A 16281-nucleotide genomic window follows, 5' to 3' on the forward strand; every position below is an offset into this window, starting at 1 on the left:
ATGGAGCGATCTATGGGATCTGCTAACAGTGCAGTCAGACCCACCTGTTGGGCTGTGATTTTCCTCTCAATACTTGTATTGGCCATTGCCGCATGTAGTAAAGAGGGAAAAGAAAGCGACCTTGCCAGCCCGGCAAGGATTGCTACGAGCCAAGAAAACATACAGCCTGAAAACGTCACTCCCCCTGTTATCCCCGCCAAAGAGCAGCAGGTCAATTACATTGAAACCGGTGATCTGCGTGAAATAAAAAAACACGGCACTATCCGCTTTGTAAACCTGACCGGTGCATCTGAAAATATGCTGCCCCGGGATAGCGTGGTCAGCCTTCGCCACTTTGAATTGGCAAATAAACTGGCCGACAAGCTAAAACTGGAAGCCAAATGGATCAAGGCAGAAACCCCTGACGATGCCATTAAAATGCTCCTCGCCGGAGAGGCAGATATCATCGCCTATGATCTGACAGTCACCGATTCCCGTGAAGAGCAAATTGACTTTAGCGTACCTATTCGCCAGGCCCGGCGACAACTGGTAACCGGCGCCTCAGGACCAGATATCACCGAACCGAGCAAATTAAATAATGTCGAGCTTATTGTCCCTAAAGGTTCCGCCAATGTAGAGACTGCTCAGCAGCTAATCGCGGAATTTCCGGATGCCAACCTGAGCATGCGGGAATATAAAATCCACGGTAACCGCGATGGTCTTGTAGATAAGATGAACGAGGAAAATAACTGGGTGGCAGTTCTCGAGGATTATTCAGCAGAAGACCTGCGTAATTACCGCGACGACTTACGCCTTGGTGCTTATGTAAGCGAACCCCAGAACATTGCCTGGGGAATGCGTAAAACCTCCAGGCGCCTGCAGTCCACTGTAGATAATTTTCTCACCCGTAATTTGGTGAAAGCGCAAGAAGAGCGAATCACTGACTGGAAAGGTATTAAAAAATCAGGAGTAATCCGCCTGCTCACCTACAATGGCCCCACCACCTATTTCCTGTGGAAGGGGTTGTTGATGGGCTTTGACTACGATCTAGCTAAGGCTTTTGCAGACAAACACAAACTCCAATTGCAGGTTATCGTGGTGCCCTATGAGGAAAACCTGGCAGATTGGCTCAGAGCAGGTCGCGGTGATTTTGCCGGAGCGGAAATGAATATTACATCAGCGGTAGAAAAACAGGGAATGGTATTTACCAAACCTGTCGTTGAATCTACTGAGCAAGTAGTGAGTGGTAGGGGAACTCCGCCCATCAAACAAATTCAGGATTTAAACGGGCGCAAACTCACCTTACGTGCTTATTCTTCATTTATTGAAACAGCAAAAACACTGCAAAATGCGGGCATCGACGTGGATATACGGGTGGCACCACCGGATATTTCCCAGTCTCAGATATTTTCGATGATTGCGGAGGGCTTGGTGGATGCCACTATCGCCCACTCCGGTCGCGCAAAAATTGAAGCATCAGTTCAACCGAACTTAGTGCTAGGCACAGTACTAGGCGATCCAACACCAGAGGGCTGGCTGGTTCTGCGTCAAAACTGGCACTTGCTGCAAAATCTTAATAAGTTCCTGACAAGTTACCGAAAAACCGATAAATACAAAAAGCAATACGCAGCATATTTCGAGCCAAATAAACGTTTTATGCAAAGAGTAAGCACCCGGGTTATCCCGGGGGAAAACTTATCTCCCTACGATGACTTGGTTAAAGAATCCGCCTTTAAATACGATTTTGACTGGCGCATGATCGTCGCCCAAATGTGGCAAGAAAGTAACTTTAATCCCAAAGCGGTATCCCCAGTTGGCGCACAGGGCCTGATGCAGGTGATGCCAGCAACCGCAGAAGAAATGGGATTCCCCCCACCACTGTTTGAGCCAGAGCGTGGTATCAAAGCGGGCGTAAAATATATGGACTGGGTAAGAGACAGATTTAATCCCGCCCTGCCCACGGTGAACAAACTGTGGTTCACCCTCGCTTCCTACAACGCAGGTTACGGGCATCTACTCGATGCGCAACGGCTTGCCGAACAGCTGGGGCTGGACCCAAATGTCTGGTTCGACAACGTCGAGGTGGCCATGCTGAAACTGGCCCAACCCCAGTACTTTAAACGGGCGCGTTACGGTTATGTGCGAGGCTCCGAACCGGTACAGTATGTGCGCAATATCAGCAACCTCTACAAGGCTTATGTAGAGATGATGAGTGATGATGTATCCATGCGGCCATCAACGCAGCAAACACCCGACAGGTTTTGCTCTCCAAGCAACACACCCGAAGGGATGATTGTTCAGGTCTCCCCTCCCCCATCACAATGAGTAAAAGGAAACCGTATAAAAAAGCGCGTTAAAGCGTTAATACAATTTTTCCAATAACTTTACCGGACTCCAATAAACGATGCGCTTCAGCTACCTGCTCGAGAGGGAATTGAGCTGCAATTTGCGGGCGAATTTTTTCTGCTTCAATTAACGGCCAAACTTTGGTTTCGAGCGAATAGGCAATATCCGCTTTCACCTCAGCGGTGCGGGCTCTCAGTGTAGAACCTGTCAGTGTGAGGCGCTTAAGCATTACCGGCAGCATATTGACCTCAACTTTAGAACCTTTGAGGAAGGCAATATTTACAATCCGGCCGTCATGGGCTGCCATACGAATATTACGCTCTATATATTCCCCTCCGACCATATCCAGGATGACATCGGCACCATGGCCTGCCGTAGCTTCGCGCACTACCGCCACGAAGTCTTCTTCGTGATAATTAATTGCCCTCTCGGCACCGAGCCTCTCACAAGCCTCACATTTTTCGGTAGAGCCGGCAGTAGCAAAAACCCTGGAACCCAAGTGATGTGCCAGCTGAATAGCGGTGGTACCAATCCCGGAAGAGCCGCCATGCACCAACAAAATTTCACCGCTCTGTAACTTTGCCCTGTCGAATACATTGCTCCATACAGTAAAGAAAGTCTCAGGCAGAGCCGCCGCTTCAACCTCGGTCAAACCGGCAGGAATGGGTAAACATTGCCCCTCCGGAACTGCTACGAACTCCGCATAACCACCGCCATTAGTCAGAGCACAAACTTTATCGCCCAACTTCCAGCGCTTGACTTCATCCCCCACGGCAACCACTTCTCCAGCCACTTCCAGGCCAAGGATTGAAGAAGCTCCCGCTGGAGCCGGGTAAAGACCATTGCGCTGAACAATATCAGGCCGGTTCACCCCCGCGGCAGAAATCTTCACCAACACTTCATCTGCGGCCGGAATTGGCGTAGGCAGGTCTGCGACCTGCATTTTCTCTGGGCCACCATACTCCGGCAGATCAATTGCGCGCATGTTCACTCCTTCAACAGGGGTTATTCTTAAAATTGCCCTAAGGCTGTCTCAACTTTTTTAAAATGGGGCAGTATGAGAATCTATCAAGGCACCAGCCCAAAAGTCCTGCTTCTTTAATCAGGGAGTAAAACAGTCTATAAGCTGCAAACCAGAAGCGGCCAGGAAATCTCCCAAGAAGTTTCTAGAACTCCCCAAAAGACTGCCTGGCCGCTATTCACCATTTCGGCGAAAACGATTTACCTAACTGAGAGTAAGGGTCAATAAACTATGGCAACTTAGAACTCGTAGAGAAGCTCCAGCCCCATAACACGCCCTTTATTGAGCGGAGTAAAGCTCGCACCAACCCCTCCCATAATAGGCGGCAGCTGAGTATTGTTACCCTCTGTCACTTCATCCAGCATATTCTTACCAAACATGGAGACAGTGAAACTGCCACTATCCGGTGTATAGCCAATACTGAAGTCCAGCATATCGACTTCGGACAACATTCCGCGATTATCATCGGTATAAGGCGCCGCATCCCGATGATTAAAGTTAACGCGGGAGGTCAAACTACCATAGGTGCCTAACTGCAGATCATGGACAAATCCGACACCATATGTCCATGGAGCTAGGCGAGGAATCTCAAGACCAAGGTCAGTGCCATCTACAACACCATCCCCATTGAGATCTCCCAGTACTTTGTCGTAGTCACCATCCACGTAGCCGACATTAAAAGTAAACAGCAGGTTCTCAGTTAGAACCGCCATGGCCTCCAACTCAGCTCCCCGAATAGTGGCATCGGCGGTGTTACGGATTATCTGTGCAACACCAGTGAATGGATCAGGCAGGTTTTCCTCCCTCTGCATATCATCAATGGTGTTATGGAAAACCGCCATATTGGTCCGCAAACGTCCATCCAGCCAATCTACCTTGGCACCAATCTCAAAGCTACTTTGCTCTTCCTGATCAGTTACCTGAGGGGTATAGGGCCTACCGGTACTCGGATTAATACCTGCGTTGCGGAAGTTGTAACCACCACTGCGGAAGCCCTTGGTCCAGAACGTATACAGCTGGGTATCTTCAGATACAGTCCACTGCAGTCCAACCTTTGGCGTAAAGGCATTCCAGCTCTGGCTGTCCTCAAAGTCATAGGCCGCACAGCCATCCAGAGTGCAGAAATTCAATGGAATTGAGGCAATTTTTGCATCTTTTTCTTCGCTCGAATAGCGTCCGCCCAAGGTCAGTACCCAGGCTTCATTCAGATCAATATCTGCCTGTGCAAAGATGCCATAGGTACTGTGATCCTGCTCTCCCCCCCCCGTTATACTAGTTTGCCCAAACTCTAACAGTCTGTTTTCAAGATAAGTTATATCCTGACTGAACCAGTACACTCCGGTTGTCAGGGCCGTGCGACCAAAACGCCCAGCATAGCGAAGCTCATTACTAAGCTGGCTCTGGTCCACACTGGAATCTGCATGGAAAAGAGTAACCGGTAGTGAATCAATATCGCCAATACCACGGGCCTCGTACTCACGCCAGGCGAGTATATTGGTGATGGTGCCATCGCCAAAGGCCACATCTTTATTGAACTCGGTAATTATCTGGCTCCACTCATCTTTCTGGTAGCCCTCTTCATCCTGAGCCACTTCAAATGAATCTTTGCCGTTATCCCAATCATCCACGCCAAATGCTGCAGCAAATATGGGCGCACTTGGTGCGAACTGCGGCCCCTCTAAAGTCTGAACCATGGTCGATTCGTAGCCGCGGTTTTGCGCCACCACGCCATCGGAATCCATGCGGCCGTGCTCCATGCGCACCAGCAACTCCGCGGTCTCGTCCAACTGGATACTAAAGCTTGGACGAATAAACCAACTGTCGGAGGCTCCGGCATTATCATTGCCTGTTGCCACATTCTCGAACCAGCCCCGGTCATCATTGTAATAAACAGTCAGGCGACCATTGACCGAATCCGCGATAGCTCCATTGATGGAACCTGCAGTTACTGTATCCAGGTTATCTGTAACCGAGACCTTGACTCGGGAAGAAAATTCTTCTGTTGGGCGTGCGGTCTTTATTACCACAGCACCACCGGTGACATTACGACCAAATAACAACCCCTGCGGGCCTCGTAAAACCTCAATACCTTCCAGGTCAAACAGGTCAGTAACAACACCCGCATTAACCCCCAGGTACATTCCATCAACAAAAACCCCAACAGTGGGGTCAATAGAGGGAATGGAGCTGTTAATTCCAAGCCCACGCACAGTAAAGTTCGCGGTATTTTTGACGGTGCCCACATCCTCCAGTTGAACATTGGGCATTTTGAATGAAAGGCTTTGCAGATCTTTAGTATGCAAGGCCTCCAGCTGATCGCCGGAGTAGGCAGTTGCCGCTACCGGAACCTCCTGCAATATCTCCGCATCGGCGCGTTTACGTGCGGTGACTTGCACCTCTTCCATAAGAGTACTAACCGAACCCTCAGCGGCAAAACTAGGGATTGCACCACTGGCTAACCAAAGAGTTGCTACTGAACAGGCGGAAAGCAGAGCAGTATGCTGCTTGAGTCTTGACGGACTTCCCATGTTTTCTCTCCATTGTTTTATTTTTTTTATCTACAACAACGGACTTATCGCAATCGGTACTACCTGGCCCCGCCGCTCTACTCTCTTATGAGATTCCGACTTTAACGGAGCTCCGATCTAAGACCGTGCTGATAAAGAGACACAGAATTTGCATGATTTCTGTGACGCAGACAGGTTACAGGCTCATACCTCTGGGTGGAAGTCTATTTATCGTGGATAACGATAAAAATAACTCAATAAGTCTGGAAAGTTCGCTTTCAACAGAAAAATAAAAAAGTAACGGATATAAAAATTGCAAAACGCACTGTTTGAGTGCAAAAAATCTGTCTTGGGCTGCTAGCAGTCTTTTATAAATCGCACCCTCGATCGACCCTCTATTAATAAAAATAGTAATAATCTGACATCCCTTGAAAATGCCAAAATAAAACAGCTCGCAATATGCACAGAAAACAATATCCATTGCCGCAGCGGATTAAAACCAATCGGACAGACTAATTAGTCATATATTTAATTTACTTACCCTAAATAGTGAAAAGTTAAAAACTGGTACTTGTAGATATTTAACTAATACCCAAAATTCATCGAGACTTATCTTAATTTGCCAAAGGATGTTAAGTACTGACCACTAAGTCCGGTTGTACTTTTGTAAATTTTATAAAGATTTTTTTGGATAATTAGTGTGTTGATGAATCTGCATCATCCACTTGCGCAATGATCTTGTGCATTTCGCTCCCATCCAGAGTTTCATTTTCCAATAGAGCCTCCGCAAGCGCGTCCAATTGCCTGCGATGTTTCCTCAAAAGTTGCTCGACCTCTCGTTCTATGCCACTCACTAGAGCAATAATTTCATTATCGATAATTTCTGAAGTATGCTCACTAAAATCCTTTTGCTGGGCCATCTCCTTGCCCAGGAATATATGTTCTTCTCCACGGCGAAAGGCCACCGGTCCCAATTTGTCACTCATTCCCCAGTGAGTAACCATATGGCGGGCCAGGCGCGTAGCCTGCTTCAAGTCCGATTCTGCTCCAGTGCTGACCTCACCAAAAACCACACGCTCAGCCAGCCTCCCCCCCAGCATTACGCCGATGCGATCCTTCAGGTAACTGGTTCGCATATTGTGATGTTCCTCAGCAGGAATTTGTTCCGTTGCCCCAAGACTATGCCCGCGGGGAATGATGGTGGCCTTTTCCAGGGGATCAGCATTGGGTAGCAGGCTAGCTACCAGTGCATGACCGGCTTCATGGTAGGCAACTGTTCTCTTATCATTTTCTCCCATCACCATTTCCCGCTCGCCACCGAGCACTACTTTATCCCTGGCACGTAACAGACAATCCATGTCCACCGTTGACTTATTTTCCCTGCCAGCCAATAGGGCGGCCTCATTGATTAGGTTTTCCAGGTCTGCTCCGGCAAAGCCCGCAGTCAATGCAGCCAGGTGCTCCAAATCAACATCTTTATCAAGGGGAACTTCCCGCGAGTGAATTTGCAGTATCTCCTCCCGAGCCACTTTATCCGGCAAGTCCAGGGTAATCTTGCGGTCGAATCGCCCTGGGCGCAGGAGCGCGGCATCCAACACGTCTGGCCGGTTGGTGGCTGCGACCACAACTACCGCTTCCTGGGGATCGAAGCCATCCATTTCTCCCAGTATCTGATTAAGGGTTTGTTCGCGCTCATCGTGCCCACCGCCAAGACCGGTCCCCCGTGCGCGCCCGACAGAGTCAATCTCATCAATAAAGATAATCGCGGGTGCCTCCTTCTTTGCATCGGCAAACATATCCCTCACCCGCGATGCGCCGACACCAACAAACATCTCGATAAATTCTGAACCGCTGATACTGAAAAATGGAGCCTCACTTTCCCCCGCTAAGGCTTTGGCCATTAATGTCTTACCTGTGCCTGGAGGGCCCATCAGGAGTATGCCTTTGGGAATCTTCGCCCCAAGCTTGCGATAATGCTCCGGGTCTTTGAGGTAACCGGCTATTTCCTGCAGGTCTTTCTTGGCATTACTTAGACCCGCCACATCGTCAAAGGTCACTTGGGACTCACTGCGTTCATAGCGTTTAGCCGGAGAGCGTGCAAAGCCGAAAGGACTTCCAGGTGCAGCGCCACTCATACGCTCCTGCATACGTCGCCCTAACCAGATAAGTAGGCCAATTATTAAGATCCAGGGAAGAAGAAGAATAAGCAAGCGTTGTAAAATACCTCCCTGGGACGACTCCGCCTGGATTTCAACTTTCTGCTTTTCCAATAACGGAAGTAATTCAGGGTCCTGTACCGAGGGTATGGTAGTAATAAAACGCTGGGGCTCGCGAGGCTCCCCCTTCCTGCCTTGTTCAAGCTTTGCCTTGTTAGTGGGTTCTTTGAAAGTTCCAATAATTCGTTCGCCCTCAAAAACCACAGTCGCAACCTTGCCCTCACTGACTGACTTCTTAAATTCACTGTAAGCAAGGGGCTCCTTAGGACTACCGAAGCGACCATTGGAGCAATATTGAAAGGTCATAATGACCAGAAAGATCAGGACCAAGTACTGCAACCAACTTAGAGGACTCTGTTGGAGGGGTTTACTTGAGAGAGGGGATTGCGGGTCCTCTGGCGGCAGCTTTTGCCCTTTATCCTGGTCGTCTGCCATTGCCATAGGATCTCACTAAATCTGGGACGGACAACTTCCTAAACTGAAGCAACCACCATAGTCTGGAGCACTAAGTATAGTTCCCCGCCAGCAAAGGCGGATGTAAGTACCCTCCCCCGCAAGTCCAAAGATTGTTACTTACAGGCGTCGGAGCAACTATTTTTAAAATAGGGCTTGCAAACTCCCTAACCACGCGGCAGAATGCGCGCCCTATCGATCTTCGAAGTCACTTCCTAGAGAGCGAAGAAGTTCGGTAAGCTGCGGATTTTTAAGGAGTTTTCCTTAAAAATTAGTTGACTTAACAGGATCAACTGACTATAGTTCGCAACCACAACGCGCTCGTAGCTCAGCTGGATAGAGTACCTGGCTACGAACCAGGCGGTCGGAGGTTCGAATCCTCCCGAGCGCGCCATACAAGAGGGCTTATATCGCAAGATATAAGCCCTTTTTCTTTTCTCTGATGCTGCATCCAAGCCCAAGTAAGCGCTCGCCTCCCCAACCTTTCCTATTGAGTTCAGTGCCTAGCACTAAAAACCCAGCACGAAGCTATCGTATAAAGTCACAGAATTTATAATGAGACCACCCATTAACGTAGAGACCTGTAGCTGCAAATAGCAATGGCAAATATCAGAAACATCGACCTAAACCTACTCAGGGCCTTTGATACTCTGATGGACGAACGCAATGTATCCCGCGCGGCTGAACGGTTATCCGTTACCCAGCCAGCCGTTAGCGGCATGCTCACCAGATTGCGCAACAGCCTCAATGACCCTCTCTTTACTCGTTCGCAACATGGCATCAACCCCACCCCTCGGGCACTGGAACTGGCAGATCCGGTTAAGAAAATTCTAAGTGAAATAGGGAGCACCATGGCGTTTTCCATTGCGGCCACCGACTACGCACTAAAGGCAGTCGTCACACCACTAATCTACGCCCTACAGGAAGAAGCTCCAGATATTCAAATCTCAATCCAGCCAATAAATGATGTGCAACTGTTTGCCCTAATGGAGCGGGGTCAGCTGGACTTGGCAATCACTACGCCCGATGCCGCGCATAAGGAGCTACGAGCAAAAACACTATTCGAGGAAAGCTATATCTGCATTATGGCAGACGGTCACCCAATGGCCGGCAAAAAACTGACTGTAGGTAATTTCTGTAGCATGAAACATGGAATAGTTTCCTTTTCCGGCAACGCTTTCCACGGAGTTACCGACACTGTTCTGGATTCCCTGGGCAGACACCGACACGTTTCGATCTCTGTCCCCAATTTTTTATCTTTGATAGAAGTCCTGAAAAACTGTGAACTATGTGCAGTAGTTCCAAGGAAACTCATAATCGGCATTGATGGTCTTGCAACAGCTGAACTGCCATTTGATATTCCAGGATTCAGCAAAATAATGGCCTGGCATGAACGTACCCACTATAGCCCTGCACATATTTGAATCAGGGAAAAAGTTTATCAATTATGTAGTGAGGAGTCTTAGTTAACAATAATGTTCAGGGTAAGAGTTCGGGTTGACCACAATCTCGCTACTTGTCTGCTTTGACCCGTACTGACAATCCACTCGCCCATAAAAAGTGCGCTATAAAAGAGTCAATTTAAAGATTGATGTCAGGGTTAATAGGAGAGCTACAGAAAATGACCAATCCCGCACCAGGATTTAAAGAGAACCCCTACCACAAAGTAGAGATTTCACCACTAAATAGAAAGGTGCAAATACACTCTCAGGGGGTAACAATAGCATCGACAGATAAAGCACTCTCTGTAAAAGAATCCGGCCTACCTGAAGTCTTTTATATTCCATTTGACGACGTAAAACAGAAAATGCTAATAGAAAGCAAAACTACCAGCTACTGCCCATTTAAAGGCCAAGCCAGCTACTGGTCAATTCAGGTTGATAGTAACAACATTAGCGATGCTGCTTGGCAATATAAAGATCCGTATGATGAATGCCGTTTCCTTAAAGGGCATATCGCTTTTTATTCCAGCAAAGTGGACATAATTTAAAACTAACAGCCACAAACGGATAAACAAATGAGAAAATTTGAAACTATTTTCATAACAAGATAAAAAATAGTATTAACCTAAAAAAGACCGGGATGATCCCGGCCCTTCATGTATATATTACCAGCAAAAAGTAATTTGGCCTGTCAATTACTTACAGATATCCTGCTTCTGCACCACATCGTACTTTTTCAATAACTCCTTGTAGCGGCTAGTACGACACAACTCTGCCAATCCACGATTAAAATCATCTCGTACCTTTTGATCTCGGAACCCCACACGGAAATCTGTCATTAGGGGAAAAATCTGGAAAAGGTTGACCTGATCCATTTTGTGCCCCATTTTATTACTGAAAAACTTGAACAGCTCCATATCCACAACCGCCACCACATCTTTCATTTTCCAAAACTGTGCAACCAGGTCGGGGGCAGTTGGCGCCTGAATAATATTCTGACGTTGCGTTCCGTTCGGACCATACATATTTTTAAACTCAGGCCCCAAATCCATTGGAGCACCTTGCCAGGTAATTACCTTCTTACCAGCAAGGTCCGCAATGCTGTCAATCTTCATTTTATCGCTGGCTTTGGTAATGGCGTAATTGGCAAAGCTGATCATATTGTTGGAATAAAAAAGATCATCGTCTTTTTTCATCACATTGACCGCCGCCTGTACTTTGCCCTGCTCCAGAGCCGGAGCGGTTTCCGCAAACCCCATCTGGACAAATTCCAAGGAGTATCCCGGAAGTGCCTCCCGCACAATATCTATTTCCAGGCCACTGGTAGCATTATTGATCACATAAGGCGGAGCATCGCCGGCAATCGCCACTTTCAGAGGCGTACCGCCCGACTGGGCTATCGCTTGGAGCAGGACACCGAATATCAATATGGGAGCAGCAATTAGGGAACGCATACGCATAAATATCTCCACAGTGATAGAAAAATCACCCTGACGTCATAAGTGTTGGCACCTTAAGGCCATTTTTCAAGTCGCTGCAATCAACTAAATGGTAAAACTTTAATAACCAAGAGGCTTGAAAGAAGCGCCTAACTCCCCAATTCTGAAATTATTGAAACAGAAACCGAAAAACAGATAGAAATCACCTGAATCTTAACCAAAGGTCTATTTCTCAGGCAGACTGTAAGGTCAAACTTGCAAAGTGTATGAGTTGGGATACCCAATAATTGCAAGAAAATCCACGAGGTTAAATCCAGAAAGGGAACTGCGGAATGATGTCCGATATAGAGCTGTTGATTGAGTACGAAACCGCCTTACACTGTGCAGGAATCCGTAGAAATCGGACAATAGTGGAGAAGCTATTAAACCCAGCTTTTTATGAGGTAGGGAAGTCTGGGCGCAGTTTTGACCTCAACTCGATAATTACACTGATGCAATCCAAAGAAAGTAGCGAGGGGGAAATCCACAGCCAGGATTACCACTGTACAGCACTCTCTGAATCTGTACGACTGCTACTTTATCGCAGCGCTCACCGCCATCAACAGGGTAACTATTCAGACTTCTGCAAGCGTTCCTCTATTTGGGTACTCAATAATGATCAATGGCAAATGATTTACCATCAAGGCACTCGTTGTGAAGCTTTTGAAATTGGCGAGAATATCTCCACCAAACGGTCAGCAATAAATCTATGAGCGCTTTTATCATTGTTATCCTGCTCGCCCTAGCAGTTTGGTTTGTGCCCCACTTCTATCGCCGCTGGCGTATCAGACACCGTCGCTCACAAGCACTCACTCCGGAACAATTGCAGCTGGTTCGTGAGATGCTCCCCCTATATCGCTACCTAAATGCCGACCAGCAACAAGAACTGCGTGGTAATATTGCACTCTTTCTACACGATAAGGAATTTGTCGGTTGTGATGGCCTGCAGGTTACCGAGCAAATGAGAGTTGCAATCGCCGCTCATGCCTGCCTGCTGCTGCTAGGGCGTAAGAATGAATGCTACCCTAACTTGTACAGTTTACTGCTTTATCCGGATACCTATGTCGCTCACGAGACCCGCAGGGAAGGCTTTATAGAAACAGCCAAGCGCAGTGCTCGGGAAGGCGAGGCCCACTACCGAGGACCAGTTGTACTTTCCTGGGGAGACCTGGAAGAAGACTTGCAATTTCCTCAACGAGGACACAATGTTGCTCTGCATGAATTCGCCCACAAGGTAGATGAGGAAGATGGTTTCTTTGATGGTCGCCCTCTATTTGAAAAAGTAGACGAAGGGGCCAACTGGGCCGAGGTAATGAGCCGGGAGTTTCATCGCCTCCGGCAAAGAGCCGAGTATGGCCAAATCCCGGGAGATACCCCCTCTGTGCTGGATTTATACGGCGCTCAATCTCCAGCCGAATTTTTTGCGGTAGCAACTGAAAGCTTCTACACGGTTCCCATCGCCATGAGGGCGTTACACCCTGAACTTTACGCAGAACTAAGCCGGTTCTACCGGCTGGATCCCGCCTTTCTTCTTAGTGGAAAAAGTGCAGTGACTCCAGGCTTATAAACCCCTAGAAAGCCACCTAGAAGCACAATAGAAACTGAACATGTAAATATTTAGAGTATTTACTTACTTATAGTCAAAACTTCCGCAACGACTACTTATACACACTTTTTCCTGTTAATGTGAAGCTAATTTCTTCCAGTATTAAAAAAGAGAGAAGAGATTATTTACGACTAACAAGGATGGAAAATCTACTACCCAGTGCTCCAGCCCAGTGCTTCAGAAAGTACCGAGAATAGATCCATATCTGTATTACTTATAGGGAAAAATCATAGTGAGTGAATACGCAGAATTTACTGACGAGAACTTTAGGCTTCTAGTTTTGGAAAAACTGATGTATTTCCATAAAGTCATCCAACCGGAATTTAATGTTTTCGAGTTTGCTGCCAATCATCTAGGGAGAACAATAGATATAGAAGAAGAAGGTTATGACCCGATCCATGAAGTGCAAGATTATTTTCGAAGAATAGAAATAAAGAAAGAGTGGCTCACAGATATCACAGAACTTCGTCAGGAAGGCAGTTACCCTATCTGGACTCAAATCATTCCATTTTGGTGCGGAACAACAGACGATTTTGACATATGCTCAACTGCAGATACGAATCTCCTACCTAACCTGAAAAAGCTTATCCTTTTTTACAATGAAGAAAATCCGGAAATTCTGGAGGAATTCAAAGCCAAAGGAATTGATGCAAAGTGGGTCTAAACAGAAACTAAGACAAATTACATAATAATTAGCGATGCATCACTGACCAGGGGAGCTGCAAGACAGGCCGAAAGCCCCAGCCTGTCCCACACTGTAAAAGTACTATTTTTAGACGGGTTGCACTTCTTCTAAAGTTCGAAACTTAGCTTTGGCAGCAGGTTTCTCCGGCATCGGCAGAGCAACAGGCACCTGTTGCGACTGGCCAGTGGCCATAACCACAGTACTGCCGTGGCGAGCGGCGCTCACCAGTGCATCATTGTCGGCGATAGCAGTCATAAATCGTAAAGCCTCATCGGCACTGGTGCCGGCATTAGTTAACACTTTGACTGCTTCAGCGGCACTCTCGGCATAAACTCGACGCGCTTCACCCATTTTCTCCATACGAATCTTAACCGATTCACCGTCGGCTTTGGCCTTGCCCACTTCCCGCTCACGGATTGCTTCGGCTTCATAGGTAGCCGCCTGCTTCTCCCGCTGCATTTCCATTACCTTGTTAGCCTGGACTTCGACAGACTTGGGCAGACGCGGCTCATCCGAAAGCACATCGACTATCTCAACGCCAAAGTCGTGAAAAAAATCACGTAAGCGCTCTTTGGCTTTATCAGCTATCTGTTCTTTTTTGTTGTACACATCTTCAAGTTCAATGCCATTCGCTACCGGAATTGCAGCATCAGTGGCAAAAGACTTCAGCTGAGATTGGTAATTCTCCAGATCATACAATGCTTTATATGCAAGCTTCACATCGGACGATACCTGGTGCTGTACTTTAAGTACTAAACCGAAGGTAACATGATTGCTGGTCTTCAGGTTAAGATCCACCGGCGTCTCGTGCAGAGCTGTGGATGCCTTTTTATCAACCCATGAGAGGTAGGGAATAATCAAGTTGAATCCAGGAGTAGCGGTCTTCCAGTATTTGCCAAGAAATAGCACAAAATGGTACTGCTTTGGCTTAACGATAACAATGGCTTTTGGCAGCAGGAAAACTATAGCCAGAATGAGCACAATAGCCCAAGAGGAAATATTTATAGAGAACTGTTCGAGCATATCTTCTTTTAATCCTGAGCAAGGAATCTAACAGAATGACAATCAGGGTAATATCCTCCCAGATTTATCATCACTGATCTTATTAGGGTTATGGAACTACGAATCTTTTGGATATTATTGAGAGTATAGTTTTTGTCATCAGCAATCAATCTATGACCGAGAGATTCAAAAATACGGAAACAGTCAGCTTCAACCCATCAATGAATCATCTACCTATTCTCTCTCACCCTCTTCCAAGTTTTTTACAATCACCTTTTCTTTATTATGACACTGATACCTGGGAGATCTTACCAGATCACAACTTGTAATTATATGAAGTGACTTAGACACACCTACTAGTACTAGGCGGCCAATAAAAGGAGAGAAATGATCGCAGCAAACGGTAGCCATGGAGCGAAAAAAGTTATCTGTCATCATCCTAGTGACCATCCACACCACACCCTCCGAATTTGGCACCTCCTCATCATCACCAGCACACTGGCATCCAACCAAACACCCAGAAATTTATTCAGACAACTCTAAACGAAGGTACCAACGTATCGACTTAAAAATAAATTCAAAAAAACCAAGACTTACACACAAACAATTTATTAGACAAAGAAAAATGCGACTCAAAATTTACTCACTCACAGGTTTAAATGTAATATTAGTAGCTCTCCCCCTAATATACGATCAAGCTGCACGCTGTGCCAATCAAACTCTCATACGAAATAAAGGAAAAATAAATGAGCTACTTACAAGAAGGTGGATGTTTTTGTCGCAATGTACGTTACAAAATCAAGGGGGAACCTGTATTACAGCTTTTTTGCTTCTGTAGTGATTGTAGAATGATAACCGGATCAGATGCCTGGCCAGGATTTATGGTTAGGAGTTCAGATTTCTTATGCTCACTAGGTATTCCAAAAATCTACAAAAAGGTATCAAGTGAAGGGCGGACCGTAAAACAACATTTCTGCAAAAACTGTGGCTCAAATCTTTGGGGGGAGACAGAGTTCGGCCTGATTAGTGTTGGAGCAGGCACTTTAGACAACCCAGATATATTTAACCCATCCAATAAGGTTTTCACATCTGGAGTTCCTCATTGGGCAAGAGTTCCAGAAAATCTAGAGAGCCTCTAGCTAAGCGTGGCCTCAGAAACATAGCCAAAAGAGCCTGTACCAATTTGGGCAATTAACATCGAAAAAAATAGAAAGTAGAATTTTTACAATGAAAGTTTATAGTTACAGTATTTTTGGTCGAGAAGTTATAATTGAAAGGCATAATGACGGCTGGCTGGCATTCTTCCAAGGTCCTGAAGGAAAGCGAAGACCTGCAGGGATAATTATACCATTTGAGATTACCGAGGGGGAACTAGCCCAGTATTTATCAGATTTATGCCATGAATGGGCGTCGGAAAGATATCAAGATGTGATACTGTTGAAGGAAACAAATATCTCAACATGACAGCAGTCCTTAATATAAAATCATAATTGCAAATAGTAGTCACCAGTCCCCTACAAAGAAAAATCGAATATTTTAATAATAA

The 16281-nt window shown here is 46.6% G+C and carries 13 protein-coding genes and 1 tRNA gene; 9 read left to right on the top strand and 5 right to left on the bottom strand.

Annotation, left to right across the window (positions count from 1 at the left end):
* The first annotated feature begins 12 nt into the window (after positions 1-12).
* Complete coding sequence (locus G367_RS0112940) at positions 13-2304, top strand: transporter substrate-binding domain-containing protein (protein WP_169337115.1); 2292 nt, start codon at positions 13-15, stop codon at positions 2302-2304.
* 28 nt (positions 2305-2332) lie between these two features.
* Here G367_RS0112940 and G367_RS0112945 read toward each other — a convergent pair whose 3' ends face one another.
* The 3 genes from G367_RS0112945 to ftsH form a co-directional block, all read right to left on the bottom strand.
* A complete protein-coding gene (locus G367_RS0112945; protein ID WP_020413561.1) occupies positions 2333-3310 on the bottom strand; it encodes an NAD(P)H-quinone oxidoreductase in 978 nt (325 codons plus the stop codon).
* A 275-nt stretch (positions 3311-3585) separates the two neighbouring features.
* Complete coding sequence (locus G367_RS0112950; protein WP_020413562.1) at positions 3586-5874, bottom strand: TonB-dependent receptor; 2289 nt, start codon at positions 5872-5874, stop codon at positions 3586-3588.
* Between the two features lie 674 nt (positions 5875-6548).
* On the bottom strand, positions 6549-8510 hold the full coding sequence (gene ftsH / locus G367_RS0112955; protein ID WP_020413563.1) for an ATP-dependent zinc metalloprotease FtsH: 1962 nt from the start codon (positions 8508-8510) through the stop codon (positions 6549-6551).
* Positions 8511-8839: 329 nt separating this feature from the next.
* On the opposite strand from ftsH, the gene G367_RS0112960 reads away from it, so the two are divergent.
* The 3 genes from G367_RS0112960 (at position 8840) to G367_RS0112970 (ending at position 10512) form a co-directional block, all read left to right on the top strand.
* Positions 8840-8916 (top strand) — tRNA-Arg (locus tag G367_RS0112960).
* A 205-nt stretch (positions 8917-9121) separates the two neighbouring features.
* Positions 9122-9946 carry a LysR family transcriptional regulator gene (locus G367_RS0112965; RefSeq protein ID WP_020413564.1) on the top strand — a complete coding sequence of 275 codons (825 nt, stop codon included), beginning with the start codon at positions 9122-9124 and terminating at the stop codon, positions 9944-9946.
* Between the two features lie 197 nt (positions 9947-10143).
* Complete coding sequence (locus G367_RS0112970) at positions 10144-10512, top strand: DUF427 domain-containing protein (RefSeq protein WP_020413565.1); 369 nt, start codon at positions 10144-10146, stop codon at positions 10510-10512.
* A 147-nt stretch (positions 10513-10659) separates the two neighbouring features.
* Here G367_RS0112970 and G367_RS23840 read toward each other — a convergent pair whose 3' ends face one another.
* Positions 10660-11424 (bottom strand): substrate-binding periplasmic protein, encoded by a 765-nt coding sequence (locus G367_RS23840; protein ID WP_020413566.1) that lies wholly within the window; start codon positions 11422-11424, stop codon positions 10660-10662.
* A 311-nt stretch (positions 11425-11735) separates the two neighbouring features.
* On the opposite strand from G367_RS23840, the gene G367_RS23845 reads away from it, so the two are divergent.
* From G367_RS23845 to G367_RS23855, 3 genes are all read left to right on the top strand, one after another.
* The gene (locus tag G367_RS23845) at positions 11736-12155 is read left to right on the top strand and encodes a nuclear transport factor 2 family protein (RefSeq protein WP_020413567.1); all 420 of its coding nucleotides are present in this window, start codon (positions 11736-11738) and stop codon (positions 12153-12155) included.
* Complete coding sequence (locus tag G367_RS23850; RefSeq protein ID WP_020413568.1) at positions 12152-13009, top strand: M90 family metallopeptidase; 858 nt, start codon at positions 12152-12154, stop codon at positions 13007-13009. The genes G367_RS23845 and G367_RS23850 overlap by 4 nt, the downstream gene beginning before the upstream one ends.
* A gap of 271 nt (positions 13010-13280) precedes the next feature.
* Entirely contained in the window at positions 13281-13712 is a 432-nt protein-coding gene (locus tag G367_RS23855) for a DUF6892 domain-containing protein (RefSeq protein WP_020413569.1), read from the top strand.
* A gap of 108 nt (positions 13713-13820) precedes the next feature.
* On the opposite strand, the gene G367_RS0112995 is transcribed toward G367_RS23855, so the two are convergent.
* Positions 13821-14756 (bottom strand): SPFH domain-containing protein, encoded by a 936-nt coding sequence (locus tag G367_RS0112995; RefSeq protein WP_020413570.1) that lies wholly within the window; start codon positions 14754-14756, stop codon positions 13821-13823.
* Positions 14757-15481: 725 nt separating this feature from the next.
* On the opposite strand from G367_RS0112995, the gene G367_RS25700 reads away from it, so the two are divergent.
* Both G367_RS25700 and G367_RS0113000 read left to right on the top strand, forming a co-directional pair.
* Positions 15482-15874, top strand: a complete 393-nt coding sequence (locus G367_RS25700; protein WP_083922733.1) for a GFA family protein — start codon at positions 15482-15484, stop codon at positions 15872-15874.
* Positions 15875-15962: 88 nt separating this feature from the next.
* Positions 15963-16199 (top strand): DUF7661 family protein, encoded by a 237-nt coding sequence (locus G367_RS0113000; protein ID WP_020413571.1) that lies wholly within the window; start codon positions 15963-15965, stop codon positions 16197-16199.
* Positions 16200-16281: the final 82 nt, after the last annotated feature.

Source organism: Microbulbifer variabilis ATCC 700307, assembly GCF_000380565.1.
Taxonomy (GTDB): Bacteria; Pseudomonadota; Gammaproteobacteria; order Pseudomonadales; family Cellvibrionaceae; genus Microbulbifer; species Microbulbifer variabilis.